This window comes from Paenibacillus sp. M-152 (assembly GCF_003856555.1).
In the GTDB taxonomy this organism is placed as follows: domain Bacteria; phylum Bacillota; class Bacilli; order Paenibacillales; family Paenibacillaceae; genus Paenibacillus; species Paenibacillus polymyxa_C.
The window spans coordinates 3984847-4002292 of the sequence record NZ_CP034141.1 but is presented as its reverse complement, the minus strand read 5'-3'; the positions used below and the strand labels follow the sequence as shown (position 1 = coordinate 4002292).

The following is a 17446-nucleotide window of genomic DNA, read 5'->3' as shown; positions in this document are numbered from 1 at the left end:
GATATCATTTTCCTGACATAACATTTCCCCTAAAAGCTCATAATGTTAAGGAGCCAAGCAATCTGAACCGCCAAGCGCGGAACTTACGAATAAGGGGTGGTGAATGATGCCAGCTAAGTCAGGACAGCGCGGTTTTCGTACCAATTCGTCGCCGTTGTCCATAAATGAGAAAGACTATCAAAGTGTTTCCCAAAAGCATGAACCTTCCAGAAAAGTATTTGCCAATTGTGTGCGTGCTTTCCTGGTTGGAGGCGTCATCTGTGTGATTGGGCAGGCGATCCAGGAAGCCTTTATGGCAGGTATGCATATTCCCGCCAAAGAGGCTGCGGCACCGACTGCATCCATGATGATCTTGTTGTCTGTTATATTAACTTGCATCGGGGTCTACGATAAGATTGCCCAATGGGCAGGAGCGGGAACCGCTGTACCGATTACAGGTTTTGCGAACTCGATGTGTTCAGCTGCATTGGAGTATCGTTCCGAGGGATTGGTACTTGGAGTGGGCGCAAATATGTTCAAGCTGGCAGGCTCAGTTGTCGTATTCGGTGTTGTGGCCGCATTTATCGTAGGCGTTATATACGCGATCCTCGGTGTGGGGGGCAACCACTTATGAGAAGACAGGGAGGACAAACCTGGAAGTTTGAGTCGAGACCGCGCATCATTGGTAGTGCAACTGTTGTAGGCCCGGATGAAGGAGAGGGGCCGTTGTCCACAGATTTCGATTATATTTATGACAATATCGAAATAAACGAGAAAACATGGGAAAAGGCGGAACGAAGATTAATTGAGCATTCTACAGAGCTTGCGTTAATTAATTCCAATTTAAACAAAGAGGAAGTGCAATTTTTCATCAGTGGTGATCTGATGAATCAGATTGTCAGTAGCTCATTTTCGGCTAGCAAGCTGGCTATTCCCTATTTAGGCGTTTTTGGAGCCTGCTCAACGTCGATGGAAAGCTTGGCTTTAGCAGCACTTATTGTGGATTCAGAGGCGGGCGACTACGTGATGGCGGGTACAACCAGCCATAACTGTACCGTGGAAAAGCAATTCCGCTATCCTAATGAATATGGAGCACAGAAGCCCCCCACAGCCCAGTATACGGTTACCGGTTCCGGTGCGGCCATTGTGGGACATGCGAAGTCAGGGACGGTGGTGGATTGTGCTACCATTGGGCGTGTAATGGATATGGGCATTAAAGATCCCTTTAATATGGGCGGAGCCATGGCTCCAGCGGCGGCGGACACGCTTTTGTCTCATTTTCGAGATACAGGCAGGGACCCAGGCTACTATGATCTTATTGTAACAGGGGATTTAGCCTCTGTAGGGCTGCCGATTGCCAAAGAGCTGCTCAAAAAAGATGGATTCGATATGAATCAAACGGAATTTAATGATTGCGGTTTACTGATTTACGACATCAATAAGCAAAAGAAGGTCATTGCAGGTGGAAGTGGTTGTGGATGCTCGGCTGTTGTAACCTATGGGCATCTGTTAAAGCGGATCGAAAAGGGAGAACTACAAAAGGTGCTGGTCGTGGCGACCGGGGCGTTATTATCTCCTTTGACTACACAGCAGGGTGAAAGCATTCCTTGTGTTGCACATGCTGTAGCTTTTGAAGCGGGAGGAAAAGTATGATATTTCTATGGGCTTTTTTAGTAGGCGGTGCCATTTGTGTCGTGGGTCAGTTGATGATGGATGTTATCAAAATGACTCCGGCACACACAATGAGTACGTTGGTGGTAGCAGGTGCAATTGCGGACGCTGTCGGAATATATGATCCGCTTATCAAATTTGCCGGAGCGGGTGCGACGATTCCAATTACCAGCTTTGGTAACTCACTCGTACACGGTGCATTAACCGAATTGGAAAAGGACGGATGGCTTGGTGTCATTACAGGGATCTTTAGTCTGACCAGTGCAGGGATTTCCTCGGCGATTATTTTCTCTTTTCTGGCATGTTTGTTTGTTCGTCCAAAAGGAAGCATATAAAAGCAGGGTGCTACAATAGGACAAAAGTAAAATAAACTGTATACAATCAACCCTTCGGATTTGATAGCCGAAGGGTTTTTGACTGTTCCAAAAAACATGTACGTGCAAGAGAAGATGGAGCTTGAATAATATGGGCAGGGAGTTAAGTGTACTCTATGTCCACCTTCATGTACAATAATAGGAAACATGTTGCTATCTAGGAGGTTTACAGAGTTATGCCCGTGCGTCAAGAATCTGTGCAGATTGTATCTGCAATACGTTCTAATCTGGAATCATGCATATTAGGGAAATCCTTTGAAATAAAATTACTGCTTACGGCTATGCTGGCGGGTGGACACATTCTGATCGAGGACGTTCCGGGTACGGGGAAAACGCAAATGATCAAGGCTCTTGCTAAATCCATGCGTGGTGATTATCGCCGCGTTCAATGTAATCCTGATATTCTACCGAGCGATATTACAGGAGTATCTATATTTCATCCACGGGACGAGCGTTTTTATTTCCGTCCGGGTCCAGTTATGACTAACATTTTACTGGCAGACGAAATTAACCGGGCGACGACGAAAACCCAGTCAGCTCTGCTGGAGGTTATGGAAGAACGAAGTGTGACGGTGGATGGGGACACTCATATGTTGCCTCATCCTTTTATGCTGTGTGCCACTCAAAATCCAATTGATTTTGAAGGTACTTATATGCTGCCGGAAGCACAATTAGATCGTTTTATGCTCAAAATCAGCTTGGGCTATCCTGATTTGGAGACGGAGCGAAACATGCTGCTTCATCATCAGACGGGCCAGCCAGCAGACCGTCTGGAGGCTGTAGCGCATATGGAACAGATTGCTGACATCCAGCAGGAAATCAGAGATATCTATATGGATGAAGCGGTGACGTCCTATTTACTCGATATTGTGCGTGCGACGAGGGAACATCCATCCGTGTTGCTCGGAGCTAGTCCACGCGCCGCACTTGCTTTTGTCATGGCTGCCAAGGCATACGCTTTTCAGGATAACCGTGACTATGTGCTGCCTGATGATGTGAAGGCACTGGCACCTTATGTGCTGACGCACCGTTTGCTGCTTCGTCCCGAAGCACGCCTCGATAGCTCCAACGCCCAGTCCGTGCTGCAGTCCGTTCTCCGACAGGTTCATATACCCGTACGAATGGAGCGTTCTTAGGGAATGAACATGGTCAAAAGGAAGCGCAGGCTTCCCCGGCTATCAGGTCGCATCTGGCTTATGTTGCTTATATGGGTGGTGTGCCTGCTTTATTTGTTGTTTCAGGGTGGCAAAACATCGGTCATGCTGTTGTCAATGGTTACGCTGTTAATCGTTTATCTGTGGATGGTTGGTCTGAGTGGAGTTCGTCGCGTACAGGGCCATCGGCAGCTTTCGCAAGGCTCGGAGTTCGGGGAACTACTGCATGCGGGAGATCAGGTACACGTAAAGCTCAGTCTGAGCATTCCGGGCTTTCTTCCGTTACCCTATGTCATTGTTCGCGAGGTGCTCAAGCGGCATACGGGGGAATCCTGGTCGTTTGAAGACAGTGTCATCCCCAGTATGAAAGGGGGCGGCCAACTTACATTTCAAACCCCTGCTTTAGAACGAGGAAGCTACTATTTTGAGGAAACCGAATGTGTGAGTGAGGACATCTTTGGCCTGTTGGAGCACAAGGGCAGGTTGAATGCACGTGGTGAATTTCGGGTGCTCCCCCGAACGGTATTTATCCCCTACTGGCAGATCAATGATCGCCGTTCAAGGATGTCTGGACCGCAGACTGTTCAAACTCGAACGCGTCGTGAAACGACACAAATCAACGGTGTGCGGGATTATGTATATGGAGATCGGTTTTCACGCATCCACTGGAATGCGACGGCTCGTACAGGTAGTTGGAAATCCAAGGAATTTGAGCATGAGACGGTTCCCAAAACGATGCTTGTGCTCGACGTACAAACAAAGCATTATGTAAACGCCGATCAGTTTGAGCTAGCTGTATCTTCTACCGCTTCATTGCTGGAATATGGTGGACGGGAGCGGATGGGGGTCGGACTGTGTACAGCTGGAGAGAAGGGGACTGTTTTTCAGCCAAGTGAGCAGACGATGGAACGACAACGAATGATGCATCACTTGGTAGACATTCACACTACTTCGCAAGGTAGCTTGATGACCGCTGTAGAGAGCTGTGTGCGCCAGTTTCCGCAAGGTTGCTATTTTATACTGATTAGTCCACTGAAGGATCATCAGGCGCTAGAGCTTCTCCGTTGGGCTGATACGCGGGGGATGACCCCGTGTCACGTCTATATCGGGGAAGGTTCTGCCGAGGGAGAAGCTGAAAAGTGGATGAGCATGCTTCGTGCAAGGGGAATTAAGGGCTACGATGTTGAGAGCCTCGAAGAGCTCCCGGCTGTAATGGGGGGAGGGACACAATGAAAACCTGGTTACAATCGTTAAAGAGCTCCTGGGCCCTCGCCTTTACTTTCTTGTGGATTATTATTATTGCCATGCAATGGGTGTCTTTTGCTTCCGAATTATGGCTGGAAGAGACAAGAGCACTTGTACTGACGACCATTACAATGCTGGCGCTAGTGAAGATTTTACTACCATTCCGTCCATGGATTGAATTTATCGTTAAGGCGGTAACGCTGTTTTTTATTTTGTATCGGACATTAGTGTCTTACTCCATTATTATCCCCTTCGGTGGGGTAGCCAATCGTCTGGATCAATTTATATCTAACATGTCTCCTTATGTTTGGTTCTCCCTCATTGCTTGGCTAGTCATTGAAATGGTGCCGCTCATCGTTACAACGAAGCAGCGGATTCTAGTTTTTGTGGGCATCAATATCGCAGCTCTGGCGGTGCTTGATTCCTTCACACCAACTGTGCTGTGGGAGGAGGTTGCCTGGATCGTCTTTGCTGGTATGGGATGGCTAGTGACACAGCATTTGCAGTATTTTCGTCAGCATTATCCTCAAGGATGGAAGCATATTCGGCGTTATCCGTATAAAATTGCGGCCAATATTGCTGTCATTTTTGCGCTAATTATTATGGCAGGTGTGAATATGCCCGAGGTACAGCCTGCTTTGACGGACCCCTATACAGCGTGGACCCAGCGTATCAGCTCAACCACCGCCGGAACCACCAATGGATCTGGGGCGCTGAATCAGCGCATGAACACTGCATCGGGTTATAGTCGCCAGGATAATCGGTTGGGTGGAGGTTTTAATTTTGATTATTCGCCCGTCATGACCATCACAACTAATCAGCGAAGCTATTGGCGGGGAGAAACAAAACGAATCTATTCCGGTACAGGCTGGAGTGACGGTGGGAACGATGATCTAACGCCAAATGAGGTGCCGATGACCGCTGAACTTGAAAACACACAAGAAACGCGGCATTCTACTGAACAAGTCGTACAGACCGTTACAATGCAAAATGATCAGAGCTATCCCGTTCTGTTTGGCGCCTATTCGGTGCATCGTGTCCAATCGGTGGATAGAGATTCACGTGCAAACGGGTTGCGTTGGAATCCGCAACAGGCAGAACTTCTTTGGAATCCATCCTCACGAAGAACTGCTTATCCTAAAACGTATACCTTGGTATCTCACGTTCCTGTAATCCCTGAGAAAGAACTGCGTACAAAAAGTTTTAATGAGTTGTACGGAAAAAGCAAACAGGAAGCCTATTTGCAAATTCCAGACGAATTGCCGCAGCGGGTTCGTGATTTGGCTCGGAACGTAACGTCAACGGCCAAAACGCCGTATGAAAAAGTCGGATTGATACAGCAGTATTTACAGCAAAATTATGCCTATACGAATAATCCGGATCTTTCTCGGAAAAGAAGCAGGGATTTCGTGGATGCCTTTCTGTTTGAGATTCGGGAGGGCTACTGCGATTATTATTCCACTTCATTAGTCATGATGGCTCGCTCCGTTGGGGTTCCAGCTCGTTGGGTCAAAGGGTATGCACCTGGCCAGCAGACATTTTCGGATGATGCAACAACGGGCGATGGTGACGAAAGTATGTCCTCTTACTCTGTGACAAATGCGGATGCTCACTCCTGGGCAGAAGTATATTTAGGCGAATATGGCTGGGTTCCGGTAGAAGCTACGCCCGGCTTTGATATGCCGTTACTCACAGAGCAGGAGGATACAAAGACTCCAGACGCCTCAGAGGTCAAAGATCAGCCAGAACCAGAGCAGCCTGAGCAGACCCCGCAGATGGCTCCAGGGGAAGGATTTAAGATTCATCCTGTAATCATAGGCTCTGCTGTTGCCATTCTTCTGCTGTGGGTAGCTTATATCATCTGGCGTAATCGGGCAGACATTCACTTTTACCTGTTGCGTTTACGGACAGGTAAGCCGCTGACCCCGGATGAAAAGGTGGTCGTCGAAACTGAACACTGGTTACGGTACATGCGAAGGAAAGGCTTTGTCCGTGCCAGCCATGAGACACTGAGGGAATCAGTCGACAGATGGTCACAAGAAGCACCGGAACGCGCTGCGATTTTACATCAGTTGCTAGGACGCTTTGAACAAGCGCGTTATAGTCCTTCGTCGGTAACCGCGGAGGATTGGCGTAGTGTTCGCCAGCAAGCCTCCCTATTGCAGAAGGGACCCTGGATGAAACGATGGGCTGGACGAAGAGCAAAGCCTGATCAGAAGGATGAAGGCTAGTCTGTTTTTACTGGGTTTGATGCCGCAATTTTTAATCTTAATCGATATGTTTAGTAAAAGCTGTCCGTTTGTTGCGGATAGCTTTTTACTAAGCCATAGTAATATGGTATAGTTTGTCGTATGAAACTGAGGTGACCGACGTTGTTTGAAATGCTGATGCCCAAATTACGGGTGAATACCGTCTTTGATATTGATCTTGAAGGCTTGTATGCTCAAGGATATCGCGGCATTATTACGGATCTGGATAACACGCTGGTTGGTGCAAAAGCGCCGAACGCAACTCCCGAGCTGGTGGCCTGGTTTGAAAAGGTCAAACAGGCGGGTTTTAAGCTTGTCATCGTGTCTAATAACAATATGGACCGTGTATCCGTGTTTGCTACGCCTTTGGACATTGAATTTATACATGCCGCCCGGAAGCCATCCAACTCGTCCTTTCGTAGAGCCATTCGTATGATGGGGCTTACTCCGGAAGAGACTATTATGGTCGGGGATCAAATGTTGACGGACGTGTTGGGAGGCAACCGAATGGGATTGCATACCGTTCTGGTACTACCGATATCCATTCATGATGAAGGAGTCATGACCCGATTTAATCGACGGTTGGAGCGAATCGCGCTCACAAGGTTACGTAAGAAAGGCTTATGGCTTGAGGAGGAAAAGAAGAATGACTGAAAGACCTGACGGCGGAACTGCCGTCAAATGTAGTGGTTGCGGTATCGTCATGCAGACCACTGGCCCGGACCTTCCGGGATATATTCCGGAAAAATTATTAACTCGCGAACCAGTCATCTGTCAGCGTTGCTTCCGGATCAAAAACTATAATGAAACGTCTTCGGTGACGGTAGATCAAGATGAATTTTTGAAGCTACTTAGTCAGATTGGGGACAAGGATGCGCTCGTCATCCACATTGTAGATATTTTTGACTTTGAAGGCAGCTTGATTTCCGGTCTACAGCGTTTTGTAGGCTCGAATCCGGTTGTACTGGCAGTTAATAAGACCGATTTGTTGCCTAAGGTGACAAACTGGAACAAGGTACGTAACTGGGTACAAAAGCAAGCGAAGGAGCAAGGGCTACGCACGGAAGAAATCGTACTGTGCTCTGCTAAAAAAAATCAGGGCTTTGACCGTCTGCTGGATGTGGTATCTGAACTGCGTGGTAACCGCGATGTATATGTGGTCGGAGCCACAAATGTGGGTAAATCCACGCTCATTAACCGCTTGATCCGTGATTACAGCGATATGGAGCAGGAACTCACAACATCCCGTTACCCAGGAACTACACTCGATATGGTGAATATTCCGCTCGACGACGGCAAGCACATTATTGATACTCCGGGTATTGTGTACCCTTGGCGGTTCAGTGAAATCGTCTCCCGCCAGGACTTGAGCGCAATTATGCCGGACAAGCCGCTGAAGCCTGCTGCATATCAGCTTGATGCCGGACAAACATTGTTTTTCGGCGGTATGGCCCGATTTGATTTTGTAGATGGTCAGCACCAATCATTTACCTGCTACATTAACGGTGGTCTTAAAATACATCGTACGAAGCTGGAGCGAGCTGATCAGTTGTTCGCTGATCATGCCGGGGAGTTATTGTCTCCGCCAACACGCGATCAATTGGCAGAGATGCCGGAATGGACCAGACATGAGTTCCGTGTTCCACGCAAATCTCCATCGGACATCTATATATCCGGTTTGGGATGGATTAGGGTAAATAGCGAGAACGGAGCTCTGGTAGCGGTTCATGCTCCTCGGGGAGTCCGTGTGCTTTTGCGGCCTGCGTTGATTTAACAATGCTGTAACCAAGTGATAGGGCGGCAAGGAACACAACCTGGTTCCTGCCGCCATTCATGTATTTGAGCGGCCTAATATTTTGTAATATGGGGGAGAACAACGATGAGCAGCGGGGAGTCTGGAGCGATCGAACGAGATCTTGTACTATTGGGCGTATTGGGTGATCCGATCAAGCACTCCAAATCGCCCCTTATGCATAAAATAGCTTTAGAGGCAGCGGGGGTTGATGGAGATTTTGTACCTCTTCATGTCACACCGGATCAGCTGGAGGATGCCGTGAAGGGGATTCGTGCTTTGCATTTCCGCGGAGTCAATGTGACGATTCCCCATAAGGTTGAGATTATGAAATATCTGGATGAGATTGATGAAGGGGCCAGGCTCATTGGCGCTGTCAATACGATAGTGAATGACAATGGGCGGCTCAAGGGCTATAATACGGACGGAATTGGCTACGTGCGTTCCCTCAAAGAAGAGACTTCTGTCGAGTTAAAGGGTGCAAGAATTGCTGTTTTAGGAGCCGGTGGGGCTGCTCGGGGCGTGATTCATGCCCTGTTGGAGGAGCAACCTGAATCGGTCATTATTCTGAACCGAACACGTGACAAAGCTGAACAACTGGCATTGGAGTGGACGACAGAAGCAATTCCAGTAATGGGCTATTCCAACGAGGAAGCTAGGAATGTGCTCACGACAGTGGATGTGTTGATTAATACAACCTCGGTGGGAATGTCTCCTTTATCTGATGAGCTTCCAGTGGAAACGAGTCTGATTCCGGAAGGAATCATTGTGAGTGATTTGATCTATAACCCGCTGGAAACGAGACTTTTACGCGAAAGCCGTAAACAGCGCGGCTGCACTGTACATGGAGGTTTGGGCATGTTTGTGTACCAAGGGGCAGTGGCTTTTGAGTATTTTACGGGGGTGGCCCCTGCAGTAGACCAAATGAGAGCGGCTGTGCTGAGAAGCCTGTCGTAAGTCGGATTATACATTAAAATTATGGAAATGCCGCATTGCATATGTGGCGACGAAGGGGTTAAATATACATGTTAACAGGTAAACAAAAAAGATATCTGCGCTCTATGGCGCATCATTTGGACCCGGTTTTTCAAGTAGGTAAAAACGGTACGAATGAGCATCTTATGCGTCACATCAATGATGCGATTGAAAAGCGTGAGCTGATGAAAGTACAAATTTTGAACAACTGTTTGGACGATAAACATGAAATTGCGGAAGAACTGGCAGCAGAGACGGGTTCCGAGCTTGTACAGCTTATTGGAAGCACCATTATTTTGTACAAGGAATCTCGTGATCATAAGCAAATCGAGTTGCCTAGAGGATAATACGCGGGGAGAAAATTATGAAAATCGGTATTATGGGTGGTACATTTGACCCGATTCATATTGGACATCTGCTGGCTGGAGAAGCGGCAAGAGATGCCTATGAGCTGGATCAAGTATGGTTTATGCCTTCTCATATTCCTCCGCACAAGCATCAAGCGGGGGCAAGCGGCAAGGAGCGTCTGGAGATGACAAGTGAAGCGGTGGCGGGTCATCCTGCTTTTGAAGTGCTGGATATTGAAGTGCTTCGCGGGGGGGTATCCTATACCATTGACACGATCAAGAAGCTTCAGGAGCTGCATCCTGCTGTAGATTTTTATTTTATTATTGGTGCGGATATGGTGAACTACTTGCCTCATTGGCAGGGAATTGAGGAATTGGCGCAGCGGATTTGTTTTATTGGGGTGCGGCGACCAGGCTTCCAGCTTGCGTTGGATGAGTTGCCACATTATTTGCAGGACAAGGTACTGCTGGCAGATATGCCAGTGGTGGACATTTCTTCGACGGATATACGGGAGCGTGCTGCAGAAGGCCGTACCATTCGTTATCTTGTGCCTGATCGTGTACATGACTATATTACAAGGGGCGGTTTGTATGAAGTACAGCCGTGAGCAGCTAATGGAAGCCGTATCTGGTCAGATGCCTGAAAAACGCTGGAAACACACGCTGGGTGTTATGCATACCTCTGTGGAGCTTGCAAAACGTTATGGAGCAGACCCGGATAAGGCGGAACTGGCGGCTATTTTGCATGATGTGGCGAAATATTGGCCTGTTCAACAGATGGAAGAAGTGATTCGTAACTATCCTGAATGTGATCAGGAGCTATTGGAGCATGACAAGCAGCTCTGGCATTCAGAGGTAGGGTACTGCGTTGCAGCAAGAGATTACGGAGTGGATGATCCGGAAATAAGGAACGCAATCCGCTGGCATACATCAGGACGTGTAGGTATGAGCCTGCTGGACAAAGTCGTGTGTTTGGCTGATTACATCGAACCAGGGCGGGATTTCCCCGGGGTTGAACATATCCGCAAACAGGCAAAGAAAAGTTTGGAGCAGGGCCTTATTGCTGGATTTGACTCTACAATTTCATTGTTGCTGGAAAAGCAAAAGGTTATTTTTCCGCTGACGGTCTTGTCGCGCAATGACTTGATTCAACAGCTAAAACAGAAAAAAACGGAGGTTCATGAATGACCCTAACGAATGAGAAATTAATGCAAACGGCGGTTGAGGCCGCTAATGATAAAAAGGCAATGAATATTGTCGCATTGGATTTGCGTGGAGTATCGCTAGTCGCGGATTATTTTGTAATCTGCCACGGTAATTCGGATACACAAGTACAGGCGATTGTAACCGAAATTCGCAAACGCGCTCATGATGAAGGTGTAGCCATCAAAGGAATCGAAGGAATGGATTCCGCTCGCTGGGTTCTAATGGATTTGGGAGATGTTGTAGTGCATGTCTTCCATCGCGACGAACGCGAATATTACAACATTGAACGACTCTGGTCGGATGCTAAGGTTGTGGAGAAGGTATGAGTTTGATCGCTGGTACTTATGTCACCATTATGGTGGATCGTGAAGTATCGCCTTTCGGCTACTTCCTTACCGTCGGCGAGCAGGATGTGTTGCTGCATTATACGGAGCTGACTCGTGAAATCGAGGTGGGTGAACGGCTGGAGGTATTTATCTTCCACGATACAGAGGACCGTTTGGCTGCAACTATGAAAAAACCGTTCTTGTCTTTGGGAGAAATGGCAAAGCTCGAGGTGGCCGATGTGCATCCGCGTTTGGGATGTTTCCTGGAGATGGGACTGGGTCGTCAACTTTTGCTGCCGATTCGTGAGTTGCCAGAAAACCGGGATCTGCATCCTCGTGTGGGTGACTACGTGTATGCCATTATGGAGCATGACAAACAAGGCAGACTGCGAGCTAAGCTGGCAGGGGAGCAGGAACTGGCTCCATTGTGCTTCCATGCTCCTAGTTCGTGGCTTAATACATGGGTGCAGGCGACGGTGTACAAGCCGCTTCAGATGGGCACATTCGTCCTGGTGGACGGGGGTGTGCTTGGTTTTGGTGCAATAGGGATGATTCATTCCTCGGAACGTAACCGCATGCTTCGCTTGGGCGAGGAGGTTAAGGTACGGGTCACGCTTGTTCGCGAAGATGGTCGGGTCAATCTGGCGATGTCGCCACGCAAGGAAGTAGGCCGTGATGAGGATGCGGATCGGTTAATTGCATTTCTGAAGGAACGTCCGGGTGGCGGCATGCCATATTCTGACGCAACGCCGCCGGATATTATCAAACAACGGTTTGGTATCAGTAAATCCGCCTTCAAGCGTGCGATGGGCAAGCTGATGAAGGAAGGACTGGTTACACAAAAAGAAAACTGGACCTACCTGGTGGAGACAATGCCTAAACCGAAGGACGGGAATGGGGAATAAAAGATGGTTTCTTACCGCAAGTTTGCCTATGTGTATGATGAGCTAATGCAGGACATGCCGTACCCGGACTGGTTGCGCTTTGCACGGCAGGCTTGGGATCGATACGGTATGCCACATACAGTGGCAGAGCTGGGCTGCGGAACGGGCTCAATTACGATTCCACTGGTTAACTCGGGCTTCGAGGTGGCTGGCATCGATTTATCCTCTGACATGCTGGCAGTAGCCCGTCGCAAAATGGAAACCACTCCTCAAGGACAGCGATTGTTTCGTGAGGGAAGCGTTCGCTGGATACAGCAGGATATGCGAGAATGGATTTTACCGGAGCCCGTGGATTCTGTCATTTCTTTTTGCGATTGCCTGAATTATTTACTTGAGGAAGAAGATATCATTTCTACTTTCCGCAGAACGTATGCTGGTCTGAAGCCTGGTGGAACCTTTCTATTTGATGTACATCACCCCCAGACTTTTTTGCGTTATGATGAAGAACAACCATTCGTACTGGATGAACGCTCTATCTCGTATATCTGGACATGCGCATTGGACACTCCACGTTGTGAAATTGAGCATCATCTCAGTATCTTTGCGAGAGCAGAACATGAAGGACGCGATCTGTACCAGCGTTTTGAGGAAATTCATGTACAGCGTGCTTATGATCCAGACTGGATGAAGGCAGAATTGTCCAAAGCGGGTTTTCGTGATGTGAAGGTATATGCAGATTTTGAATGGGTAGAAGCAGAAGATGACGCGGCGAGACTTTTCTATGTCGCTGTAAAATAGCCAGGAATCATTGGCCTAATATAGAAAAAGAAAGACGCTTTTCATGAAGTCATGAAGGGCGTCTTTTTGCACTCATATATTCACTTTATAGTTCAGCTGAAGTTCATCACCTGGTAAACCCCGAATTCCCCAATTATGTTTCGGGGTTTCAAATATAGTAATCTCAAGATCCTGTGGAGAAATCCCCAAAAGTTCGTTAATTCTTTGAAATAATAGGTTGATGAGTTGCTTCTTAGCTTCTATCGTTCTGCCTTCAAAGATACTGATCTCAATAATGGTGTACGCCTCGGAGCGACCATCGGCGTATATAAAGTCTTCATGATTCATAGGGAAGAAACGATGAAACCTTTTGTTTGGAGGATAGTTGAACGCATCCACCACGGCAGAGTGAATTACCTCTGAAAGTTGCTTTTTGATCGGATTTAGCTTTTCTTTGATCCCGAAAATTTTAATCTGTGCCATGTCTCAGCTCACCTTTCTTATCTCATCTCAACTTGAATTATTGGAACTTGGAGTTATTATAAAACATTCGTATTCATGTGTCATGGACAACTAGTATGAAGATGGGGTTTAGTATCAAATGTAGTCTTTATTTGACTTTTTTCGCGGTTTTCAATATAATAGTGCCATTATTAACGGTTAAACAATCGCTGATGAGGAATAGTAGTTTTGACTGGACATGTAGAGAGCCGGCGGGTGGTGCAAGCCGGTTGACAGTGCAAAGCGAACTCACCTCGGAGATATGCGTCCAACGCAGGAAAGCACTATATCGGTGTTAGCATCCTGTTATTAACACGCATCGGATCACCTCCGTTATCAGGTGTAAAGGGAGTAGAATGCGAAGAACGCTTTCTGCTAACTAGGGTGGTACCACGGGAATATAACCTCTCGTCCCTAGCGCTGACACGCTACGGGATGCAGAGGTTTTTTTGTTGCATACCGTTTGAGGAGGAAAAGACAATGACAGACACACAGCCGAAGCACGGCTATCAGCCGCAAAGTATTGAACCAAAATGGCAAAAATATTGGGATGAGAACAAGACGTTCCGCACTGGGGAAGAGCCGGGCAAACCGAAGTTTTATGCTTTGGATATGTTTCCGTACCCGTCTGGAGCTGGTCTGCATGTAGGCCATCCGGAGGGATACACAGCTACAGATATTGTTTCACGTTATAAAAGAATGCGTGGCTACAACGTGCTGCATCCGATGGGTTGGGACGCCTTTGGTCTGCCTGCCGAGCAGCATGCGCTGGATACAGGTGAGCACCCACGCGAAATTACGGTAAAGAACGTAAACAACTTCCGCCGTCAAATCAAATCACTTGGCTTTTCATACGACTGGGATCGTGAAATCAGTACAACTGATCCTGATTATTACAAATGGACACAGTGGATCTTCATCCAGCTGTATAAGCGCGGTCTCGCTTATGTAGCTGAAGTGCCTGTTAACTGGTGTCCAGCACTGGGAACAGTACTGGCGAATGAAGAAGTAATTGACGGTAAGAGCGAGCGTGGCGGCCATCCGGTTATCCGCAAACCAATGCGTCAATGGATGCTGAAAATTACGGAATACGCGGATCGTTTGCTGGATGATTTGGAGGAGCTGGACTGGTCCGAGAGTATTAAGGATATGCAGCGGAACTGGATTGGTAAGTCTACCGGTGCAGAGGTTCATTTCCCAATTGAAGGCTATGACGAGCAACTCACAGTATTTACAACCCGTCCAGATACGCTGTTCGGCGCAAGCTACTGTGTGCTGGCCCCTGAGCAGGAATTGGTGGATATGATTACTACACCTGAGCAAAAGGACGCTGTACAACAGTATCGTGAACAAGCTGCTCGGAAAAGCGACTTGGAGCGCACGGATCTTGCCAAAGATAAAACAGGCGTATTCACAGGAGCTTATGCAGTGAATCCGGTGAACGGCGAAAAGCTGCCAATCTGGATTGCGGACTATGTACTAGCAGGCTACGGAACAGGTGCAATTATGGCAGTGCCGGGTCATGATACACGTGACTGGGAATTTGCTAAGAAGTTCGGATTGAAAATTACTGAGGTCGTTCAAGGTGGAGACGTGGACAAAGAGCCATACACCGAGGATGGCCCGCATGTCAATTCAGGCTTGCTGAATGGACTCACCAATGAGGAAGCTATTCCGAAAATGATCGAATGGCTAGAAGCTGAGGGTAAAGGACAGGGCAAAGTTACCTATCGTCTGCGTGACTGGCTGTTCAGCCGCCAACGCTATTGGGGCGAGCCGATTCCAGTAATTCATCTAGAAGATGGAACGATCAAAACGGTTCCTGAGGATCAACTGCCGCTCGTACTGCCAGAGATGGACAATATTAAGCCTTCAGGTACAGGTGAATCCCCGCTGGCGAATGCGACAGATTGGGTAGAAATCGTTGATCCTGAGACAGGTATGAAAGCACGTCGTGAGACAAATACGATGCCGCAATGGGCAGGAAGCTGCTGGTACTACCTGCGCTTTATTGATCCGAAAAATGATAAAGAGCTTGTATCCAAAGAGAAACAGCGCGAATGGATGCCTGTTGATCTGTATATTGGCGGAGCGGAACATGCGGTTCTTCACTTGCTGTATGCCCGTTTCTGGCACAAAGTACTGTATGATATCGGCGTAGTGGAAACTAAAGAGCCTTTCTATAAGCTGGTCAACCAGGGTATGATTTTGGGCAACAACAATGAAAAAATGAGTAAATCACGCGGTAATGTCATCAATCCTGACGATATTGTAAATACGTTTGGCGCCGATACGCTGCGTATTTATGAGATGTTTATGGGACCGCTGGAAGCAACCAAGCCATGGAATGAGAATGGCGTTGAGGGAGCGCATCGTTTTCTGTCCCGCGTATGGCGCCTGTTTGTTTCCGAGGATGGTAGCCTGAACGAAAAAATTAAAAATGACGGCGGTAGTGACGAGTTCAAACGCACCTGGCATAAAACACTGAAAAAGGTAACTGAGGACCTGGACGCATTGCGTTTCAATACAGCAATCAGCCAGCTGATGATCTTCACCAATGATGCATACAAAGCAGACCTTCTGCCGCGTGCAGCGATGGAAAACTTCGTGCAAATGCTGTCTCCGCTTGCACCGCATCTGGCCGAGGAACTGTGGCAGCTGCTGGGACACAACGAGAGCATTACGTACGCGGCTTGGCCTGCCTATGATGAAGCATGGACGGTGGACGCTGAAGTGGAAATTGTCATCCAGATGAATGGTAAAATTGTACAGCGTGCAACGATTGCCAAAGATCTTGATGCCAAAGCGATGGAAGCCTTTGCTTTGTCGCTGGACAGCGTTCAGGAAGCACTGGCTGGTAAAACGGTTCGCAAGGTAATTGCTGTTCCTGGTAAGCTGGTTAATATTGTTGCCGGTTAATCGGCTTTAGGCCGAAGGAGACATCTATCTTTTGCATGTCTTCTTCATACTTGTTGTGCGTGGCCCGTATTAGCTCAGGGAAGACACTATGCAGGCTGATTTCCAACAATGCGAGAGCTTCGGCGGTGATCCCTCCGGGAACCGCTACTCTTGCTTGTAACTCGGCTGGTGTCATCCCGCCTTCCGTGAGCAGCTTTCCAGTACCGATGATCATTTCACCGGCCAATGCGCATAGTTCCGTACGGTCTATACCCGTAGCTTGAACTGCGGCTTGAATCCACTGGTCCATAAAAAAGGCCAAGAAAGCAGGGCCGCAACTCGAAAAATCCGATGTGATCCGTGTATGAGACTCTTTAACCCGAATTGGTCTGCTGATGTGGGACATAAGCTCTTCCAGAAGGGAGCGATCCTCCTCTGTAATCCGGTTTCCATGGATGCATAGTGAGGCTCCGCTTCCAATCTGGTGAGTGATACTCGGAATAATTTTGGACACTTTGGCTTTCAGTGCATGCTCCAAAATACGGATCTGTACTGGACTTGTGATAGAAACGACGATCTGCTCTTCTGTAATGACGTTGCGTATTTCATCCGTTACGGTTTTTGATTCCAGCGGCTTCACGCAGATAAATAGAATATCGCTTTCCGCTGCCGTCTCACGGTTGCTTTGAGCTGCATGCAAACCTGGATAACGACGGGCTAGCTCGGCTACCTTGGAATACGTTCGGTTGCTTGCTAATATTTGCTGCGGTTTGAGTGCGTCCGAATGAATAAAAGATTCAATTAGCAGACTTCCCATGCTGCCAGTCCCGATAAATCCAACTTTCATTGTTCAACGTCCTCCTTTCATACTTTGCGGTATAGACGCTGTGCTGTCATTCTTCTTAGTGTATGCACTTGGTCTTGGCCGACATGACGAATTTTATGTCTGAACACATTAGATCATGCTTGGGGCCGCACCACTCTTTGTATAAATGCTCACAGCGAGACCGTATGGAGGTGTTTACAAACCTCCGGTTTGACGGAAATTGGACAGATTTGCTCTGTTAG

Annotated in this window: 18 protein-coding genes and 1 other annotated feature; of the genes, 16 read left to right on the top strand and 2 right to left on the bottom strand. The window is 47.9% G+C overall.

The features are described 5' to 3' along the window. Positions 1-106: 106 nt before the first annotated feature. The 15 genes from spoVAC (at position 107) to EGM68_RS17305 (ending at position 13000) form a co-directional block, all read left to right on the top strand. Positions 107-613, top strand: coding sequence for a stage V sporulation protein AC (gene spoVAC, locus EGM68_RS17375; protein ID WP_016821646.1), 507 nt, complete (start codon positions 107-109; stop codon positions 611-613). After that, complete coding sequence (spoVAD, locus tag EGM68_RS17370) at positions 610-1632, top strand: stage V sporulation protein AD (protein WP_013372210.1); 1023 nt, start codon at positions 610-612, stop codon at positions 1630-1632. The genes spoVAC and spoVAD overlap by 4 nt, the downstream gene beginning before the upstream one ends. Continuing rightward, the gene (spoVAE, locus tag EGM68_RS17365) at positions 1629-1985 is read left to right on the top strand and encodes a stage V sporulation protein AE (protein WP_013372209.1); all 357 of its coding nucleotides are present in this window, start codon (positions 1629-1631) and stop codon (positions 1983-1985) included. Before spoVAD ends, spoVAE begins: the two co-directional genes overlap by 4 nt. Before the next feature lie 215 nt (positions 1986-2200). After that, positions 2201-3160: an AAA family ATPase gene (locus tag EGM68_RS17360; protein ID WP_129549652.1), complete on the top strand. Its 960-nt coding sequence runs from the start codon at positions 2201-2203 to the stop codon at positions 3158-3160. Between the two features lie 3 nt (positions 3161-3163). Continuing rightward, positions 3164-4411 (top strand): DUF58 domain-containing protein, encoded by a 1248-nt coding sequence (locus EGM68_RS17355; RefSeq protein WP_025675588.1) that lies wholly within the window; start codon positions 3164-3166, stop codon positions 4409-4411. Beyond that, on the top strand, positions 4408-6654 hold the full coding sequence (locus tag EGM68_RS17350) for a transglutaminase domain-containing protein (RefSeq protein ID WP_129549651.1): 2247 nt from the start codon (positions 4408-4410) through the stop codon (positions 6652-6654). The genes EGM68_RS17355 and EGM68_RS17350 overlap by 4 nt, the downstream gene beginning before the upstream one ends. A 141-nt stretch (positions 6655-6795) precedes the next feature. Then, positions 6796-7326: a YqeG family HAD IIIA-type phosphatase gene (locus EGM68_RS17345; protein ID WP_013372205.1), complete on the top strand. Its 531-nt coding sequence runs from the start codon at positions 6796-6798 to the stop codon at positions 7324-7326. Further along, positions 7319-8446: a ribosome biogenesis GTPase YqeH gene (gene yqeH / locus EGM68_RS17340; RefSeq protein ID WP_013372204.1), complete on the top strand. Its 1128-nt coding sequence runs from the start codon at positions 7319-7321 to the stop codon at positions 8444-8446. Before EGM68_RS17345 ends, yqeH begins: the two co-directional genes overlap by 8 nt. 105 nt (positions 8447-8551) lie before the next feature. After that, on the top strand, positions 8552-9421 hold the full coding sequence (gene aroE / locus EGM68_RS17335) for a shikimate dehydrogenase (RefSeq protein WP_129549650.1): 870 nt from the start codon (positions 8552-8554) through the stop codon (positions 9419-9421). Positions 9422-9489: 68 nt separating this feature from the next. Further along, a complete protein-coding gene (gene yhbY / locus EGM68_RS17330; protein ID WP_013372202.1) occupies positions 9490-9786 on the top strand; it encodes a ribosome assembly RNA-binding protein YhbY in 297 nt (98 codons plus the stop codon). Between the two features lie 17 nt (positions 9787-9803). Beyond that, complete coding sequence (nadD, locus tag EGM68_RS17325; RefSeq protein ID WP_013372201.1) at positions 9804-10394, top strand: nicotinate-nucleotide adenylyltransferase; 591 nt, start codon at positions 9804-9806, stop codon at positions 10392-10394. Beyond that, entirely contained in the window at positions 10378-10974 is a 597-nt protein-coding gene (gene yqeK, locus EGM68_RS17320; RefSeq protein WP_013372200.1) for a bis(5'-nucleosyl)-tetraphosphatase (symmetrical) YqeK, read from the top strand. Before nadD ends, yqeK begins: the two co-directional genes overlap by 17 nt. Then, positions 10971-11318 carry a ribosome silencing factor gene (gene rsfS, locus EGM68_RS17315; RefSeq protein ID WP_013372199.1) on the top strand — a complete coding sequence of 116 codons (348 nt, stop codon included), beginning with the start codon at positions 10971-10973 and terminating at the stop codon, positions 11316-11318. The genes yqeK and rsfS overlap by 4 nt, the downstream gene beginning before the upstream one ends. After that, a complete protein-coding gene (locus EGM68_RS17310; RefSeq protein WP_013372198.1) occupies positions 11315-12223 on the top strand; it encodes a CvfB family protein in 909 nt (302 codons plus the stop codon). Before rsfS ends, EGM68_RS17310 begins: the two co-directional genes overlap by 4 nt. A 3-nt stretch (positions 12224-12226) precedes the next feature. Next, a complete protein-coding gene (locus tag EGM68_RS17305) occupies positions 12227-13000 on the top strand; it encodes a class I SAM-dependent DNA methyltransferase (RefSeq protein ID WP_129549649.1) in 774 nt (257 codons plus the stop codon). A 72-nt stretch (positions 13001-13072) separates the two neighbouring features. Here the strand turns inward: EGM68_RS17305 and EGM68_RS17300 are convergent, their stop codons facing one another. Continuing rightward, positions 13073-13462, bottom strand: coding sequence for a tautomerase family protein (locus tag EGM68_RS17300; RefSeq protein ID WP_129549648.1), 390 nt, complete (start codon positions 13460-13462; stop codon positions 13073-13075). A 179-nt stretch (positions 13463-13641) separates the two neighbouring features. Then, positions 13642-13899, top strand: a binding site (T-box leader). Between the two features lie 61 nt (positions 13900-13960). Between EGM68_RS17300 and leuS the strand changes: the two genes are divergently transcribed. Next, positions 13961-16399 carry a leucine--tRNA ligase gene (gene leuS, locus EGM68_RS17295; protein WP_013372195.1) on the top strand — a complete coding sequence of 813 codons (2439 nt, stop codon included), beginning with the start codon at positions 13961-13963 and terminating at the stop codon, positions 16397-16399. On the opposite strand, the gene comER is transcribed toward leuS, so the two are convergent. Further along, positions 16380-17225 carry a late competence protein ComER gene (gene comER, locus EGM68_RS17290; RefSeq protein WP_129549647.1) on the bottom strand — a complete coding sequence of 282 codons (846 nt, stop codon included), beginning with the start codon at positions 17223-17225 and terminating at the stop codon, positions 16380-16382. The two genes, leuS and comER, sit on opposite strands and share 20 nt — an antisense overlap. Between the last annotated feature and the right edge of the window lie 221 nt (positions 17226-17446).

Coding starts and splice junctions, on each gene's coding strand:
- spoVAC (WP_016821646.1), top strand. CDS start 107: ATGCCAGCTAAGTCAGGACAGCGCGGTTTTCGTACCAATTCGTCGCCG.
- spoVAD (WP_013372210.1), top strand. CDS start 610: ATGAGAAGACAGGGAGGACAAACCTGGAAGTTTGAGTCGAGACCGCGC.
- spoVAE (WP_013372209.1), top strand. CDS start 1,629: ATGATATTTCTATGGGCTTTTTTAGTAGGCGGTGCCATTTGTGTCGTG.
- EGM68_RS17360 (WP_129549652.1), top strand. CDS start 2,201: ATGCCCGTGCGTCAAGAATCTGTGCAGATTGTATCTGCAATACGTTCT.
- EGM68_RS17355 (WP_025675588.1), top strand. CDS start 3,164: ATGAACATGGTCAAAAGGAAGCGCAGGCTTCCCCGGCTATCAGGTCGC.
- EGM68_RS17350 (WP_129549651.1), top strand. CDS start 4,408: ATGAAAACCTGGTTACAATCGTTAAAGAGCTCCTGGGCCCTCGCCTTT.
- yqeH (WP_013372204.1), top strand. CDS start 7,319: ATGACTGAAAGACCTGACGGCGGAACTGCCGTCAAATGTAGTGGTTGC.
- aroE (WP_129549650.1), top strand. CDS start 8,552: ATGAGCAGCGGGGAGTCTGGAGCGATCGAACGAGATCTTGTACTATTG.
- yhbY (WP_013372202.1), top strand. CDS start 9,490: ATGTTAACAGGTAAACAAAAAAGATATCTGCGCTCTATGGCGCATCAT.
- nadD (WP_013372201.1), top strand. CDS start 9,804: ATGAAAATCGGTATTATGGGTGGTACATTTGACCCGATTCATATTGGA.
- yqeK (WP_013372200.1), top strand. CDS start 10,378: ATGAAGTACAGCCGTGAGCAGCTAATGGAAGCCGTATCTGGTCAGATG.
- rsfS (WP_013372199.1), top strand. CDS start 10,971: ATGACCCTAACGAATGAGAAATTAATGCAAACGGCGGTTGAGGCCGCT.
- EGM68_RS17310 (WP_013372198.1), top strand. CDS start 11,315: ATGAGTTTGATCGCTGGTACTTATGTCACCATTATGGTGGATCGTGAA.
- EGM68_RS17305 (WP_129549649.1), top strand. CDS start 12,227: ATGGTTTCTTACCGCAAGTTTGCCTATGTGTATGATGAGCTAATGCAG.
- EGM68_RS17300 (WP_129549648.1), bottom strand. CDS start 13,462: ATGGCACAGATTAAAATTTTCGGGATCAAAGAAAAGCTAAATCCGATC.
- leuS (WP_013372195.1), top strand. CDS start 13,961: ATGACAGACACACAGCCGAAGCACGGCTATCAGCCGCAAAGTATTGAA.
- comER (WP_129549647.1), bottom strand. CDS start 17,225: ATGAAAGTTGGATTTATCGGGACTGGCAGCATGGGAAGTCTGCTAATT.